This window comes from Acidovorax sp. FW305-C-20-28 (genome assembly GCF_058783375.1).
This window is the reverse complement of sequence record NZ_JBYSYM010000002.1, coordinates 296,318-312,349: the sequence shown is the minus strand read 5'-3', so window position 1 is coordinate 312,349 and position 16,032 is coordinate 296,318. Positions and strand designations below refer to the sequence as shown.

Genomic DNA, 16,032 nt, shown 5'->3' with positions numbered 1-16,032 from the left:
GTCAGCGCAGCTTGAGCGTGGACAGGCCGATCAGGCACAGCAGCATGGTGATGATCCAGAAGCGCACGACCACCTGGGTCTCTTTCCAGCCGCTCTTCTCGAAATGGTGGTGCAGCGGCGCCATCTTGAGCAGACGCCGCCCTTCGCCGTAGCGCTTCTTGGTGTACTTGAACCAGGTCACCTGCAGCATCACCGACAGGGCTTCGACCACGAAGATGCCGCCCATGATGGCGAGCACGATCTCCTGGCGCACGATGACGGCGATGGTGCCCAGGGCCGCGCCCAGCGCCAGCGCGCCCACGTCGCCCATGAAGACCTGGGCCGGGTGGGCGTTGAACCACAGAAAGGCCAGGCCCGCGCCGGCCATGGCGGCGCAGAAGATCAGCAGCTCGCCCGCCCCCGGGATGTTGGGGAAGAACAGGTACTTGGAATACACCGAGCTGCCGGTGACATAGGCGAACACACCAAGGGCCGAGCCCACCATCACCACGGGCATGATGGCCAGGCCGTCCAGGCCGTCGGTCAGGTTCACGGCGTTGCTCGACCCCACGATGACCAGGTAGGTCATGACCACAAAGCCGAGCACGCCCAGCGGGTAGCTCACCTCTTTGAAGAAGGGCAGCTGCAGGCCGGCCTTGGGCGGCAGGTCGAGCGCAAAGCCCGACTGCACCCAGGTCATGAACAGCTCGAACACCCGGGCGTTGGAGCTTTCGGAAATGCTGAACACCAGGTAGACCGCGGCGATCAGGCCGATGACCGACTGCCAGAAGTACTTTTCGCGCGAGCGCATGCCTTCGGGGTCCTTGTTGACCACCTTGCGCCAGTCATCGACCCAGCCGATGGCGCCAAAGCCCATGGTGACGATGAGCACGATCCACACGAAGCGGTTGGACAGGTCGAACCACAGCAGCGTGGAGATCGCGATCGACAGCAGGATCAGCACACCGCCCATGGTGGGCGTGCCGCTCTTGGACAGGTGCGATTGCATGGCGTAACCGCGGATGGGCTGGCCGATCTTGAGCGAGGTGAGCACGCGGATCACCTTGGGGCCGGCCACCAGGCCGATCATCAACGCCGTGAGCGCGGCCATCACCGCACGGAAGGTGAGGTACTGGAACACGCGGAAGAAGCCGAGCTCGGGCGACAGCCCCTGCAGCCATTGCGACAGGATCAGCAGCATGCGGCACCTCCCTGTTGCAGGCACCGCGCCGGGCGGGCGTTCGTCGTATCAATGTGTGGCGCCATGGCTTCCCTCGGACTTTCCTTGTTCTTGTTGTGTTGCTTGCGGCGCTGTGGCGGCCGCAATGGCCTCCACCACCCGCTCCATCTTCATGAAGCGCGAACCCTTGACGAGCACGCTGCCCACGCTGGGCAGCGCGGCGCAGACTGCAGCCTGCAGTTGCTCCATGCTCTCGAAATGCGTGGCGGCGCCATGGGCGCGCGCCGTGTGTGCGGACAGCGTGCCCAGCGCGTACAGCGCTGCGATGCCCGCGTCCTTGGCCTGGCTGCCTGCCTCGGTGTGGAACTGCGGCCCCTGCTCCCCGACCTCGCCGATATCGCCCACGACCAGAAGGTGCGGGCCCGGCAAGGCCGCCAGCACCTGGATGGCCGCCTGCAGCGAATCGGGGTTGGAGTTGTAGGTGTCGTCCACCACCGTGATCTCGCGGCCGGCGTGCTCCACACTGAAGGCGCGCGAGCGGCCCTTGACCGGTGCGAAGGCATCGAGCCCCCGGGCGATGGCGGCCAACGGTGCCCCCGCAGCCAGGGCGCAGGCGGTGGCTGCCAGGGCGTTGGTGACGTTGTGGCGACCGGCGATCTGCAGGCGGCATTCCAGCGCGCCGGCAGGGGTCTGCACCTGCACGGACCAGGCGCCCTGCGTCCATTCGGCCGATGTGCACGCCACCTCGCCGCCCTCGCCGAAGGTCATGCAGCGGCGGCCACCGGCCAGTTCGCGCCACAGCGGCGTGAAGGCATCGCCCGCCGGGAAAACGGTCACGCCATCGGCGGGCAGCGCCGCGAACACGGACCCGTTCTCGCGCGCCACGGCCTCCACGGTGTGCATGAACTCCATGTGCTCGCGCTGCGCGTTGTTCACCAGCGCCACTGTGGGCTGGGCCATGGCGGCCAGCACGGCAATCTCGCCAGGGTGGTTCATGCCCATCTCGATCACGGCGGCGCGGTGCGTATTGTTCAGACGCAGCAGCATCAGCGGCACGCCGATGTCGTTGTTGAAATTGCCTTGCGTGGCAAAGGCGGCATCGCCCTGCCAGGCGCGCAGGATGGACGCGACCATCTGCGTCACCGTGGTCTTGCCATTGCTGCCGGTCACGCCGATCAGCGGCAGACGCAGCTGCGCGCGCCAGCCCGTGGCCAGGGCGCCCAGCGCCGCCAGGCTGTCGGGCACCGCGATGCCGGGCAGGCCCGCCGCCTCCAGGCCGCCATGCGCGACGGCAGCGGCAGCGCCACCGGTACGTGCCTGGTCCAGGAAGGCATTGGCATCGAAACGCTCGCCCTTGAGCGCCACGAACAGGTCGCCCGCCTGCAGCGTGCGGGTGTCGGTGTGCACGCGCTGCACGGCCGTGTCGCCGTCACCCACCAGGCGCGCCGCAGCGATGCGCTCATGGATGAGGGCATGCGCTTGGCGCAGGTTCATCATCATCGTCATGCCCATGTGCGGGCTCCTCGGGCCTGCAGCGCGGCTTGCGCATGGGCCATGTCGGAGAACGGCAGACGCACGCCCGCCGTCTCCTGGGTGTCTTCGTGTCCCTTGCCTGCGATCAACACCACATCCAGGGCATCGGCCTGGCCGATGGCGGCGGCAATGGCGGCCGCGCGGTCGGGCTCGGGTTGCACCGAGGCGCCGGCGATCGTGCCTTGCAGGATCTGGTGGATGATCGTCGCAGGGTCTTCGCTGCGCGGGTTGTCGCTGGTCACGAGCACGCGGTCGGCCTGCTGCTGCGCCACGGCACCCATCAGCGGGCGCTTGCCGGCATCGCGGTCGCCACCGCAGCCGAACACGCACCACAGCCGGCCGCCGCGCTCCTGCGCCAGCGGGCGCAGCGCGCGCAGCGCCTTGTCCAGGGCGTCGGGCGTGTGGGCATAGTCCACGGCCACCAGGGGCTGGCCCGTTGCCACCAGGCGCTGCATGCGGCCCGGCACGGGCTGCAGATGGCTGCAGGCCTCCACGGCATCGGCCAGGGCCACGCCCAGGCTGCGCAGGGTGGCGATCACGCCCAGCAGGTTCAGGATGTTGTACTGGCCGATCACACGGGTCTGCAGCACCTGCTGCGCGGCGCCTTCGACCACTGCGAAGCGCAGGCCTTGCTCGCCCAGCGCCACGTCGCGCGCGGCAAGGCGTGCCTCGGCATCAAGGGCAATGCTCCACAGGTCCAGTCCCGTTCCCCCCAGCTCGGCATGCAGCTGCGCACCGGCCGGGTCGTCCACATTCACCACGGCGGCCTGCAGTCCGTTCCAGCCAAACAGCTCGCGCTTGGCCAGCCAGTAGTCGGCCATGCTGCCGTGGTAGTCGAGGTGGTCTTGCGTGAAATTGGTGAACACCGCCACGCGCATGCGCGTGCCATCCAGGCGCCGCTCGGCGATGCCGATGGACGAGGCCTCGATGGCGCAGGCCGCGAGGCCCTCGTCCGCAAACTGCGCGAAGGCGCGCTGCAGGCGCACGGGGTCCGGCGTGGTCATGCCGGTGTAGTCCAGCGCGGGCGGGCGCCCCATGCCCAGGGTGCCCACCACGGCGCAGCCCCTGCCGGCCAACCGGTTCAGGGCGTCCGCCAGCCACCAGGCGGTGCTGGTCTTGCCATTGGTGCCGGTCACGGCCAGCACGTCGAGCCGGTCTGCGGGATGGCCGAACCATTCGGCCGCAATGGGGCCGGTGGCGGCCTTGAGGCCTGGCAGTGCCGCGATGTGGTCGCCCTCGAAGGCAAATGCGTCCACGCCCGCCTGCTCGACCAGGCAGGCCGTGGCGCCGCGCACCAGGGCGTCGGCCACGTGGGCGCGCCCATCGGTGGCCGCGCCGGGCCAGGCGATGAAGCCATCGCCCGGGCCGATCAGCCGGCTGTCGGTCTGCAACGTGCCAGTGACGCGGCTGCGCAGCCACTGCACGGCATCGCGGGAGGAATGCAGCACCTGGGTCACAGGGACTCCTCCACCGGGTTGGCCACGATCTGGGGCTTGACGGCCATGTCGGGCTGCACGCCCATCATGCGCAGGGTCTGCTGCACCACTTCGCTGAACACGGGCGCCGCCACGGCACCGCCGTAGAACACGCCGTTGCTCGGCTCGTCGATCATCACCGCCACGATGATGCGCGGCTTGTCGATGGGGGCCATGCCCGTGAACCAGGCGCGGTACTTGCCCGAGGCGTAGTTCTTGCCCACCTGCTTGCGCGCAGTGCCGGACTTGCCGCCCACCGAATAGCCCAGGGTCTGGGCCTTCTGGCCCGTGCCGCCGGGGCCGGCGGCCATCTGCAGCATCTTGCGCACCTGGTCGGCCGTGCGCTCGGAAAACACGGGCACGCCGACGGCGGGCTCGTCGGTCTTGAACATGGTGGCCGGGATCACGCGGCCGCCATTGGCGAACACGGTGTAGGAACGCGCCATCTGGAACAGGCTGGCCGACAGGCCGTAACCATAGGACATGGTGGCCTGCTCCACAGGGCGCCAGGTCTTGTAGGGCCGCAGCTTGCCGCTGACCACGCCCGGAAAGCCGATCTGCGGCTTCTGGCCAAAGCCCGCGGCCGAGAAGGTCTCCCACATCTCGCGCGCCGGCATTTGCATGGCGATCTTGGTGGTGCCCACGTTGCTCGACTTCTGGATCACGCCCTCGACCGTGAGCAGGCCGTAGTTGTGCGTGTCCGAGATCGTGGAGCCCGTGATGGTGATGCGGCCCGGGTTGGTGTCCACCGGCGTCTCGGGGCGCACGCGCCCGCTCTCCAGCGCCAGGCCGATGGTGAAGGGCTTCATGGTCGAGCCGGGCTCGAACACGTCGGTCAGCGCGCGGTTGCGCAACTGCTCGCCCGTGAGGTTCTGGCGCTTGTCGGGCACATAGCTCGGGTAGTTGGCCAGGGCCAGCAGTTCGCCGGTGTGCGCATCGAGCACCACCACGCTGCCGGCCTTGGCCTTGTGCGCCGTGACCTGGTCGCGCAGCTTCTGGTAGGCGAAGAACTGCACCTTGCTGTCGATGGACAACTGCATGTCGCGGCCGTCCACCGGGGGCACGGTCTCGCCCACGCCCTCGACCACGCGGCCCAGGCGGTCCTTGATCACGCGGCGCGAACCGGCCTTGCCCGCCAGTTCCTTGTTGAAGGCCAGCTCCATGCCTTCCTGGCCATGGTCCTCGACATTGGTGAAGCCCACCACGTGGGCGGCCGCCTCGCCTTCGGGGTATTGGCGCTTGTATTCCTTGCGCTGGTAGATGCCCTTGATGCCCAGAGCCGCAATCTGCTGGCCCACATCCCAGTCGAGCTGGCGCTTGATCCAGACGAAGGTCTTGTCCTCATCGGCCAGCTTGGCATTGAGCTCGGACAGCGGCATCTCCAGCAGCTTGGCCAGCTGCTTCATCTTGGCCTTGACCTCGGGCTGGTCCTGCTCCACGTCCTCGGGGATGGCCCAGATGCTGGCCGCCGGCACGCTGGAGGCCAGGATCAGGCCGTTGCGGTCCAGGATCTTGCCGCGATTGGCGGGCATCTCCAGGGTGCGTGCAAAGCGCACCTCGCCCTGGCGCTGGAAGAAGGCATTGCCGAACACCTGCACATAGGCCGCGCGCGCTCCCAGACCCAGGAAGCCGAGCGCGATCACGGCCACGATGAACTTGCTGCGCCAGACCGGGGTCTTGCTGGCCAGCAGCGGGCTGGAGGTGTACAGGACGCTGCGGCTCACGGCTGCGCTCCCGGGGCCGTGGCCGGTGCAGCCGACGGCGAGGTCGTCGCCGCCACGGCCGTCACCCCGGCCGGGTCGGACACATACTGGGTGATGGCCGGCGTGGCCGTGCGCATCTGCAGCTGCGCGCGCGCCAGTTTCTCCACGCGCAGCGGCGTGGCCTGGGCGCGCTTTTCCACCTGCAGGCGCTGGTGCTCGGTCTCCAGCCGGCGCGCCTCGGCCGTGGCCCGGTCGAGTTCGGTGAACAGGCGGCGCGACTGGTACTGGGTGTGCACCAGGAACAGTGCACTCGCCAGTACCGCCAGCAGCAGCACCAGGTTCAACCGCGTCATGCAGGCACCTCCGTGCGCTCGGCCACGCGCATGATGGCGCTGCGCGCGCGCGGGTTGGCGGCCACTTCGGCCTCACCGGGCTTGATGCGATCGAGCGCCACCAGCTTCATGGCCTGGGGCGCGGCGAACGGCGCGCGGCGGTCGTAGACCTCCTTGGAGTGCTTGGCGATGAACTGCTTGACGATGCGGTCTTCGAGCGAATGGAAGCTGATCACGGCCAGGCGCCCACCCGGCTGCAGCACCGAGAGGCTGGCCTCTAGCGCCTGTTGCAGCTCTTCAAGCTCGGCGTTGATGAAAATCCGAAGAGCCTGAAATGTGCGCGTTGCAGGGTTCTGGCCCGGCTCGCGGGTTTTGACCGCGCCAGCCACGAGACTGGCCAGTTCACCGGTGGTTGCAAGAGGGCCCCGCTCTTGGCGCCACGCAACAATCGCCTTTGCAATGGGGCCAGCAAACCGTTCTTCACCGTAGTCACGTATCACCTCCGCAATCTGTTGAACTTCGGCCGTTGCCAACCACTGGGCCACGCTTTCACCGCGCGTGGTGTCCATGCGCATGTCCAGGGGACCATCGAAACGGAAGCTGAAGCCCCGCTCGGGGCTGTCGATCTGGGGCGAGCTCACGCCCAGGTCCATCAGCACCCCGGCGGCGCTGCCGGCGGGCAGCTCGCCGAGGTGGCGAAATCCTTCGTGCCGAATGGAAAAACGCGCATCGTGGATGCGCGTTGCTTCGGCGATGGCTTCCGGGTCCTTGTCGAATGCCACAAGGCGCCCCTGTGGCCCCAGCCTGAGCAGGATGCGGCGCGAGTGCCCTCCGCGTCCGAAGGTGGCATCCACGAAGGTGCCGGACGGCTCGGGACCCGCGCCGCCCAGCAGCGCGTCCACGGCCTCCTCCAGCAGGACGGTGGTGTGTTGCAAAGCCTCGGTCACCGCGCGCCCCTAGAAAGAAAAGTCCTTGAAGACATCGGGCATGTCGCCCTGCATGGCCTTGGCCTCCTGCTCGTCGTAGGTGGCCTTGTCCCAGAGTTCGAAATGGTTGCCCATGCCCAGCAACATGGTCTCGCGCGAGATGCCCGCAGCCTCGCGCAACTCGGGGGCGACCAGCACCCGGCCCGTGCCGTCCATTTCCACATCCTGGGCATTGCCCAGGAAGATGCGCTTCCACCACTGGGCGGACATGGGCAACTCGGCGATGCGCTCGCGGAACTTCTCCCACTCGGGACGCGGGAACACCATGAGACAGCCGTGGGGGTGCTTGGTGATGGTGAGCTGCCCACCCGCCGTGGCCGCCAGGACGTCACGATGCCGGGTCGGCACGGACAGCCGACCCTTCGCATCGAGACTGAGCGACGAGGCACCTTGGAACACGGACAGCTTTCCCACTCGGTTGGAATCCACCCAGGGCCTGAACGCAGGCTCTGAGGGCACTTTTCACCACTTAATTGCACTTTTTTGCACTGTAGCAGGAAAAGCACACCGAGCAAGAGGGTGCACAACAAACTTTTGCAATGAAATCAAGGACTTAGCTGAGTCTTCGAAGAGTCGAAGCGAGCAAAAGTCCTTGAGAAAGAAGCACTTAGCGCAGGCTATGCAAGTGATACCTCAAAGGTGGCACCCAAGGTCACAGGATGTAGCGCGACAGGTCCTCGTTCTGGCTCAGCGTCTGCAGGCGCGCGTCCACATAGGCAGCATCAATAACCACCGTCTGACCCGATAGTCGCGCTGCATCAAAACTGACCTCATCGAGCAGACGCTCCATCACCGTGGACAGGCGCCGGGCGCCGATGTTCTCGGTGCGCTCGTTGACCTCGAAGGCAATGTGCGCCAGGCGCGTGATGCCTTCGGGCGTGAACTCCAGCGTGACGCCTTCGGTCGCCAGCAGGGCCTGGTACTGCTTGACCAGGGAGGCATGGGTCTGGACCAGGATGGCCTCGAAGTCCTGCACGGACAGCGAGCCCAGTTCCACCCGGATCGGGAAGCGCCCCTGCAGCTCCGGGATCAGGTCGCTGGGCTTGGCCAGGTGGAAGGCTCCCGAGGCGATGAACAGGATGTGGTCGGTCTTGACCATGCCGTACTTGGTGGACACCGTGGTGCCCTCCACGAGCGGCAGCAGGTCACGCTGCACGCCCTGGCGCGAGACGTCGGCGCCGCTGCTCTCCTGGCGTGCCGCCACCTTGTCGATCTCGTCGATGAAGACGATGCCGTTCTGCTCGGCATTGGCGATGGCGCGGGTCTTGATCTCTTCCTCGTTGACGAGTTTTGCCGCTTCTTCTTCGACCAGCAGCTTGAGGGCCTCGGCGATCTTGAGCTTGCGCGTGCGCCGCTTGTCCTGGCCCATCTGGCTGAACATGCCACGCAACTGCTCGGTCATCTCCTCCATGCCCGAGGGGCCCATGATCTCCAGCGCAGGCCGGCTTTCGGCCACATCGATCTCGATCTCCTTGTCGGCGAGCGCGCCTTCGCGCAGCTTCTTGCGAAAGACCTGGCGCGCCGTGCTGTCGGCGGCCGCAGGCTCCGCGCCTGCCGCCGAACGGGCCGGCGGGATCAGCACATCAAGGATGCGCTCCTCGGCGGCATCCTCGGCGCGCGTGCGCACCTTGCGGGTCTCGGCATCGCGGGTCTGCTTCACGGCGATCTCCGCCAGATCACGGATGATGGAATCCACATCCTTGCCCACATAGCCCACCTCGGTGAACTTGGTGGCCTCTACCTTGATGAAGGGCGCATCGGCCAGGCGCGCCAGGCGCCGGGCGATCTCGGTCTTGCCCACCCCCGTGGGGCCGATCATCAGGATGTTCTTGGGCGTGATCTCATGGCGCAGCGTGCCCTCGACCTGCTGGCGGCGCCAGCGGTTGCGCAGTGCAATGGCCACCGCGCGCTTGGCACCGGCCTGGCCGACGATGTGGTGGTCGAGTTCGGAGACGATTTCTTGGGGGGTCATGGACGACATGGGGATCCACCTGGTAGCAAGGGAGGGGCCAGCCGCCGCAGCACGCGGCGACTGGCGCCATGGAAGGAGGGAAGGCCCGGCACCACGGCACCGGGCAAGGCGCTCACAGCGTTTCGATGGTGTGGTGCATGTTCGTGTAGATGCACAGCTCACCCGCGATTTCCAGCGATTTCTTGACGATCTCCTGCGCTGGCAAGTCGGTGTGGTTGAGCAGCGCCTTGGCTGCCGAGTGCGCGTAGGCCCCGCCCGAGCCGATGGCCACGATGCCCTGCTCGGGCTCGAGCACGTCGCCGTTGCCGGTGATGATGAGCGAGGCCTCCAGGTCGGCCACGGCCAGCATGGCCTCCAAGCGGCGCAGCACACGGTCGGTGCGCCAGTCCTTGGTGAGTTCGATGGCGGCGCGCACCAGATGGCCCTGGTGCTTGTCGAGCTTGGCCTCGAAACGCTCGAACAGCGTAAAGGCATCGGCCGTGGCCCCGGCAAAGCCGGCCAGCACCTTGCCGTGGTGCAGCTTGCGCACCTTGCGGGCCGAGCCCTTGACGACGATGTTGCCCAGGGTGACCTGGCCGTCACCGCCAATGGCGACCTGCACGCCGGCAGGGGTCTGGCGGCGCACACTCAGGATGGTGGTGCCGTGAAACACCGGGTTGTCTTGTGAGGAATCCATAGCTGCCGCAGATGGGGGCTTGCGCAGGACTTTCAAGCCGGGAGCCTCCGCGGGCCCCGGCAAGCGCCGTCAGTTCTTGCGGGGAAGAACCCAGGCGTGCTCGTTGATGCCGATCACGTTGAAGAAAATGGCCACCAGACGCTGCAGGTTCTGGAAATGCACCTCATGGCCCTGGCTTTGCTGCTCGGCGGCCCAGTTGAGCACCGAGCCCGCCGCGGCAAAGTCGACGCGGATCAACTTGTCGCAGGCAATGATCAGCGGCACGCCGGGGCGCACCATGGCCTGGAAAGGCTCCAGCAAGGGGGTCGCATCGCCATCGATGTGGCCGCTGAGCGACGCGGCAGGCACCGCATCCGCGGGCACCGAGGCCTCGAAACCAAAGTCCGACGCGAGCATGTCCCGCTCGGCCGGGGCTGCGACCTGGGCGCTGGACGTGGTCGTGTCGTCCGAGTAGCCCATCTTCGGCGCCACCCACGAAGGCGGGGAGACTTCGTAGGTCACGCAGTAATCGAGCGCCACCAGCTCGAACTCGTCGGGCCGGCCCATCATGCGCAAGGCCGCCATGCGCAGGCGCCACCATTCGGGGCCAGACGCCCGGTCGCCCGACTGCGTCATGATCTCCATCAAGGTGTTGAGGCGATCCACCCCCGAGAAGACAAACTGGCCGGTGCGGTCGGCCCATTTGGTGAACAGGTCGGCCAGCAGGGGCACGGCCGCATCATCGATGCCCGAGATACGGGTCCAGGCCAGGGTCCAGGGCGACGCCGAGCGCTCGATGGAGGCCTGCAAGGCCGCTATGGATGAAACCGTCAGGCGCGCGGGTGCATTCCAGCTGAAATCGCGGCGGGCCATGCCCGCCTTGGGGGACTCTTCCTGCACCAGGCCGAGCTGCTCGGGCATGGAAAACCACAGGGGGGCCGAACGGCTGAAGCCCGCAGCAAAATCGATGGCCAGGGTGTCGAAGCGGTCGTGCTGACCGGTGGCGCGGTACAGGTCGAACAGCGTCATCCAGATTTCCAGCTGCTGCGCCGGGTCGTCCTGCTGGTGCTGTGCCAGCACATCGAGCAAGCCGGACTCCGCCCCGGCGTGATCGCCGTTGGCAAAGCGAATGGCGGCTTCTTCAAGGTCGGGTTCGTGCACGAATTCCTCCGGTGCGGATGCGGTTTCGGGCGTTGGCGCCGGACTCGGGTCGAACGAAGCCAGTTCCTCCCGCGGCGGCTCCCCCCGCATGGTCGCATCCGAGCCGCCAAACTGGCCGATCGCCATGCTGTCGTCTTCAAAAAGGGGCTTGACCGCAGGGGCCGGCCCGATGGGCGCGGCCAGGCTGACGGGGGCCGTCGGGGCGAAGGCGCGCGCAGCGGCCTCATCTTCCCCGCGAAAATCGGCTGGCTGGGTGGGGGCATCGGCATTGGCCTTGCTCTTCCACCACTGCTGAGACATCTGCGCTTCGATCTCGTCGATCTTCTTGAGCGTCACGGCGCGCTCATCGGGCGAGGCCATGCTGCTCTGGAAGAACGAGGGGCGCGCCGTGGGATCCTCGGTGCGCTGCCCCTGCAGCACCTCGCGCTGGCGCAGCTTGCGCAGCTGATCGAACTCGCGGCGCCGCACGAAATCGTTGCGGCGCTTGCGCTCGATCATCTCCTTGAGCATCTGCTTGCTGTACTGGCTCTCCCGATCATCCTGGAGCGAGTCGAGCTCGGTCCAGTTGGTCGTGGGGTTGCGCACAAACCGCACCATTTTGGACAGCAGGCCGCCGGGCGTGGTTTCTTCCTTGCTCATGGGATAGGCGAGAGAGGGTGCGTGCGCAGGGGTATGTTCAGGCCGGGCAGACTTCAGTCGCCAAACATCTTCTGCTTGAGCTCGCGGCGCTGCTGTGCTTCGAGCGACAGTGTGGCCGTGGGGCGGGCAATCAGCCGGCCCACGCCGATGGGCTCGCCGGTCTCGTCACAGTAGCCATAGTCACCTGCATCGATGCGGGCGATGGATTGCTCGATCTTCTTGAGCAGCTTGCGCTCGCGGTCGCGCGTGCGCAGTTCCAGGGCGTGCTCTTCCTCGATGGTGGCGCGGTCGGCAGGGTCGGGCACCACCACGGTGTCTTCACGCAGGTGCTCGGTGGTTTCACCGGCACTGTTGTGGATGTCCTGCTTGAGCTGGACCAGCTTCAGGCGAAAGAACGCCATCTGCTTGTCGTTCATGTATTCGCTGTCAGGCATGGCCAGGACTTCCGCGTCGGTCAGCTCCTGGGCCGTCTTGGCTTTCCAGTTGTTGGCCAGCTTGGGGTCTTTTTTGGCAGCAGTGAAAGTGGGCACTTGCGCGGTCGTGGGCATGGTCTGTTGGTAGCTGGCTTTGGCAGCGGTGGAAGCCGTTGCCTGTGCCATGGATGGTACGGTCAATTGGGCCAATCGGGAAGAAGGCCGGGTCGTGCGCACGGGTACATCGGATCCCGCCGGCGGCTCGGCGGCGGGGGCTACAGGAACCGGAGCGGCAACCACCTTGGGAACAGCCTTGGCAGGTACCTTGGCAGCCGCCTTCACGGCCACGGGCGCAGCAGTCTTGCTTTTCACCGCGCTCGGCGCTGCTTTCGCAGCCACCTTGGATTTGCTGGTTTCGGCTTTCACTTCCTGGTCTCCTCGCTGTACGGGCGGGCCGAGGCTGCGCTGGCAACCAAGGGCGGATGGCAAGCCTTCCGGGGTTTTACCGGGGCGCGATTGTATCGACCTGCGCTGGCGCAAACGAAAACGTTGCGGATACGACACATCTTGCCACCCATCTCGCCGAACTTCGAGAGAAATCAGTCCACAGGATATTTGTTGACATTGCCGGGCCGCCCGTGCGGCCGCCCCCCCCCAGGGGGATGGGCCGAAGCGACTCACGAGAAGCGCGTCAACCCAGGCTCTGCTCCAGCCCCTGCAGCAGGATGTCCTTGGGCAGATCGATGCCGATGAAGACCATCTTGCTCAGGCGCTCCTCGCCCTCGGCCCACTGAGGCCCCAGGTCGCTGCCCATCAGCTGGTGCACGCCCTGGAAGATCACCTTGCGTTCGGTCCCCTTCATATAGAGAACACCTTTGTAACGCAGCATGCGGGGCCCATAGATGTTGACGATGGCCCCGAGGAAGTCTTCGAGCTTGGCCGGATCGAAAGGACGCGCCGAGCGGAACACGAAGCTCTTCACATCGTCGTCATGGTGATGGTGGTGGCCATGGCCGCCGTGCTGGTGCGAGGGATGGTCGCAATGCTCGCCGTGCTCATGATCATGATCATGGTGCCCATGCCCATGGTGGTCGTGGCCGTCCTCTTCCTTCAGGAAATCGGGGTCGATGTCGAGCTTGGCATTGAGGTTGAAGCCACGCAGGTCCAGCACCTCCTTGAGCGGCACCTCCCCGAAGTGCACGGCCTTGATGGGCGCGCGCGGGTTCATGTGCTTCAAGCGATGGATCAGCGCGTCGGTCTCCTCGGCGCTCACCAGGTCGGTCTTGGACAGGAAGATCTGGTCGGCGAAACCCACCTGGCGGCGCGCTTCCTGGCGGTCGTTGAGCTGCTGGGGGGCATGCTTGGCATCCACCAGCGTGACGATGGAGTCGATGAGGTAGGTCTCGGCGATCTCCTCGTCCATGAAGAAGGTCTGCGCCACGGGGCCGGGATCGGCCAGGCCCGTGGTCTCGATCACGATGCGGTCAAAGTCGAGCAGGCCCTTGCGCTTCTTGGCGGCCAGGAGCTGCAGGGTCTCGCGCAGGTCTTCGCGGATGGTGCAGCAGATGCAGCCATTGCTCATCTGCACGATCTGCTCCTTGGACTCGGTCACCAGGATGTCGTTGTCGATGTTTTCTTCGCCGAACTCGTTTTCGATCACGGCGATCTTCTGGCCGTGCGCTTCGCTGAGCAGGCGCTTGAGCAAGGTGGTCTTGCCCGAGCCCAGGAAGCCGGTGAGGATGGTGGCAGGAATGAGGGACATGGAAAAAACCTAGGAAGGGAGGCGGTTGCCCGCAGTGGAATCGGCGGACAGTGTAGCGGCGAACCTCCGTTCCCGCTCAGGAGCGGATGGCATCCCATACCGCAATTTTTGGCAGAAATACCTTTCCCATCCGTCATTCCATGCTCCATAAAAATGAGCAAAAATGACCCTGTTGACGCAATTTGATTGCGTTAATTCCCACCCCAGATGCCCTGCCCCATCAGGACTTGCGCATCACCACCAGGCCCTTGAGGTACTCGCCCTCGGGGAAATCCAGGGTCATGGGGTGGTCCGGCGCACCCGCCAGGCGCTCCACGATGTAGCCATCGACCCCCGCATCGGCGCCCGCCGATGCCACGATCTTGTGGAACAGGTCGGCGCTGATGCCGCCCGAGCACGAGAAGGTGAACAGCACGCCGCCCGGCGTGAGCAGTTGCAGCGCCAGGCGGTTGATGTCCTTGTAGGCGCGTGCAGCCCGATCGGCGTGGGCGGCCGTGGGGGCGAACTTGGGGGGGTCCAGGATGATGGCGTCAAAGCGCTGCCCTTCCTTGAGGAACTGGCGCAGCGAGGCATTCACGTCCGCATCGAGAAAACTCGCACGGTTCGGGTCGAAGCCGTTGAGTGCCACATGGGCCCGGGCCCGCTCCAGCGCAGGCCCCGAGGAATCGATGGAAACCACGCGTCCGCCGCCCGGGCCACCCGCCGCTTCGGCGGCGCGCATGCCGGCCAGGGCCGCAACGCTGAAGCCACCGGTGTAGCAAAAGCAATTGAGCACATGCTGGAAGCCCAGGCGGCGGGCGTACTCGGCAAAGCGCTTGCGGCTGTCGCGCTGGTCCAGGTAGAAGCCGGTCTTGTGGCCTTCGGCAATATTGAGCGTGAGCTTCCACTGGTGCTCGTGGATGGTCAGCTCCACGGGCGGCGCCTCGGCGCCGGCCACCGGCCCGCCGCGCAGCCAGCCCGTGGCCGGCTCCAGCCCCTCGAGCGCGCGCACACTGGCATCCGAGCGCTCGTAGAGCTTGGTGAGACCGGTCTCGCGCAGCAGGGCGTCGGCCAGCACATTCTTCCAGCGCTCGGTGCCAGCGCTCGTGAACTGCGCGACCAGGGTGTCCCCGTAGCGGTCCACGATCAGGCCGGGCAGGCCGTCGGATTCGCCGTGCACCAGGCGCACCCCGTCGCTCTGCACATCGAAGCGCGCGCGGGCGATGATGGCGCGCGCGCAGGCGGCGATGAAGAACGGTGCATCGATGCGCTGGGCCTCGTCGAAGCTCCACACCCGGGCGCGGATGCGCGAGCTGGGGCTGAAAGCGGCCCAGGCCAGGAACTGGCCCTCGTGCGATTCGACGCGCACTGTCTCGCCGCTGTCGCCACCGCCCTTGGCGATGGCCGACTCGAAGATCCAGGGGTGGCGGCGCAGGAGCGAGCGCTCCTTGCCAGGGCGAAGTCTGAGGGTTTTCATGCCCCTGATTGTCGCGCCGTTGGGCGCCCTCCGGCAGGGTCTACAGCCGCTGGCCGAAGCGCTCGAAGCGCGGCAGGAAGTAGCGGTCGGTGTCGGCCGAGACCAGCACGCCCAGCGCACGCCCGATCAGCAGGTGGCGCGGCACCAGGCCGATGTAGCGCGAATCGGCACTGTTGTCACGGTTGTCACCCAGCACCAGGTACTCGCCTTCGGGCACCGTGATGGGGGCAAAGCTGCTGCGTGCCGTTACGCCATGCAGCCATTGCACGCGGCGTTCGTGGCCCTGCACCTGCTCTGTCAGGCGCGTGGCCCCGACGGTCTGCCCCAGGTCCGCCACGGCCTCCTGCAGTGCCTCGGGCGCGCCATAGTGGGCGGCTTCACCATTGATGATGAGCACTTCGTCGCGCATCTCCACCGTATCGCCGGGCACCGCCACCAAGCGCTTGATGAGGCGCGTGCCATCCAGCGGCGACGAGAAAGTCACCACGTCGCCACGCCGTGGCTGCGCCAGCTCGGCCAGCACCACGTCGGTGAGCGGAATCTTCACGTTGTAGGCCAGGCGGTTGACGAACACCACATCGCCTTCGACCAGGTTGGGCCGCATGGAGCCCGAGGGAATGGGGTTCCAGTCCGCCACGGCCGTGCGGAACAGACCGAAGCACATCAGCAGCACGAGAAATCCCTTGTTGGCCTTGATCCAGCGTCCCATCAATCTGCTCCTCCAGTGGTTCCAGGGTCGGGCGGCGCCAGGGCGCTGCGCCACCCATCGGAGCCCGGCCGGCGGCC

Annotated in this window: 14 protein-coding genes; all 14 read right to left on the bottom strand. The window is 66.6% G+C overall.

Annotated elements, in window-relative coordinates; genetic code table 11:
• Position 1: 1 nt before the first annotated feature.
• Positions 2-1,180, bottom strand: a complete 1,179-nt coding sequence (gene mraY, locus AC3WOH_RS04725; RefSeq protein ID WP_492228243.1) for a phospho-N-acetylmuramoyl-pentapeptide-transferase — start codon at positions 1,178-1,180, stop codon at positions 2-4.
• A gap of 48 nt (positions 1,181-1,228) precedes the next feature.
• Positions 1,229-2,671, bottom strand: a complete 1,443-nt coding sequence (locus tag AC3WOH_RS04720) for a UDP-N-acetylmuramoyl-tripeptide--D-alanyl-D-alanine ligase (RefSeq protein WP_492228242.1) — start codon at positions 2,669-2,671, stop codon at positions 1,229-1,231.
• The gene (locus AC3WOH_RS04715; protein ID WP_492228241.1) at positions 2,662-4,149 is read right to left on the bottom strand and encodes a UDP-N-acetylmuramoyl-L-alanyl-D-glutamate--2,6-diaminopimelate ligase; all 1,488 of its coding nucleotides are present in this window, start codon (positions 4,147-4,149) and stop codon (positions 2,662-2,664) included. Before AC3WOH_RS04715 ends, AC3WOH_RS04720 begins: the two co-directional genes overlap by 10 nt.
• On the bottom strand, positions 4,146-5,891 hold the full coding sequence (locus tag AC3WOH_RS04710; protein ID WP_492228240.1) for a peptidoglycan D,D-transpeptidase FtsI family protein: 1,746 nt from the start codon (positions 5,889-5,891) through the stop codon (positions 4,146-4,148). Before AC3WOH_RS04710 ends, AC3WOH_RS04715 begins: the two co-directional genes overlap by 4 nt.
• On the bottom strand, positions 5,888-6,223 hold the full coding sequence (ftsL, locus tag AC3WOH_RS04705) for a cell division protein FtsL (RefSeq protein WP_492228239.1): 336 nt from the start codon (positions 6,221-6,223) through the stop codon (positions 5,888-5,890). Before ftsL ends, AC3WOH_RS04710 begins: the two co-directional genes overlap by 4 nt.
• Positions 6,220-7,149, bottom strand: a complete 930-nt coding sequence (rsmH, locus tag AC3WOH_RS04700; RefSeq protein ID WP_492228238.1) for a 16S rRNA (cytosine(1402)-N(4))-methyltransferase RsmH — start codon at positions 7,147-7,149, stop codon at positions 6,220-6,222. The genes ftsL and rsmH overlap by 4 nt, the downstream gene beginning before the upstream one ends.
• A 9-nt stretch (positions 7,150-7,158) precedes the next feature.
• Positions 7,159-7,587 carry a division/cell wall cluster transcriptional repressor MraZ gene (mraZ, locus tag AC3WOH_RS04695; protein WP_184859982.1) on the bottom strand — a complete coding sequence of 143 codons (429 nt, stop codon included), beginning with the start codon at positions 7,585-7,587 and terminating at the stop codon, positions 7,159-7,161.
• Between the two features lie 253 nt (positions 7,588-7,840).
• Complete coding sequence (gene hslU, locus AC3WOH_RS04690; RefSeq protein WP_492228237.1) at positions 7,841-9,169, bottom strand: ATP-dependent protease ATPase subunit HslU; 1,329 nt, start codon at positions 9,167-9,169, stop codon at positions 7,841-7,843.
• Positions 9,170-9,272: 103 nt separating this feature from the next.
• Positions 9,273-9,836 carry an ATP-dependent protease subunit HslV gene (gene hslV, locus AC3WOH_RS04685; protein WP_184859493.1) on the bottom strand — a complete coding sequence of 188 codons (564 nt, stop codon included), beginning with the start codon at positions 9,834-9,836 and terminating at the stop codon, positions 9,273-9,275.
• 69 nt (positions 9,837-9,905) lie between these two features.
• The gene (locus AC3WOH_RS04680) at positions 9,906-11,615 is read right to left on the bottom strand and encodes an STAS domain-containing protein (RefSeq protein ID WP_492228236.1); all 1,710 of its coding nucleotides are present in this window, start codon (positions 11,613-11,615) and stop codon (positions 9,906-9,908) included.
• 53 nt (positions 11,616-11,668) lie between these two features.
• Positions 11,669-12,454 (bottom strand): RNA polymerase-binding protein DksA, encoded by a 786-nt coding sequence (gene dksA, locus AC3WOH_RS04675; protein WP_184859488.1) that lies wholly within the window; start codon positions 12,452-12,454, stop codon positions 11,669-11,671.
• Positions 12,455-12,719: 265 nt separating this feature from the next.
• Positions 12,720-13,790 (bottom strand): CobW family GTP-binding protein, encoded by a 1,071-nt coding sequence (locus AC3WOH_RS04670; RefSeq protein ID WP_492228235.1) that lies wholly within the window; start codon positions 13,788-13,790, stop codon positions 12,720-12,722.
• Between the two features lie 220 nt (positions 13,791-14,010).
• Entirely contained in the window at positions 14,011-15,246 is a 1,236-nt protein-coding gene (locus AC3WOH_RS04665; RefSeq protein ID WP_492228234.1) for a class I SAM-dependent rRNA methyltransferase, read from the bottom strand.
• Positions 15,247-15,286: 40 nt separating this feature from the next.
• A complete protein-coding gene (gene lepB / locus AC3WOH_RS04660) occupies positions 15,287-15,955 on the bottom strand; it encodes a signal peptidase I (RefSeq protein ID WP_492228233.1) in 669 nt (222 codons plus the stop codon).
• Positions 15,956-16,032 lie beyond the last annotated feature (77 nt).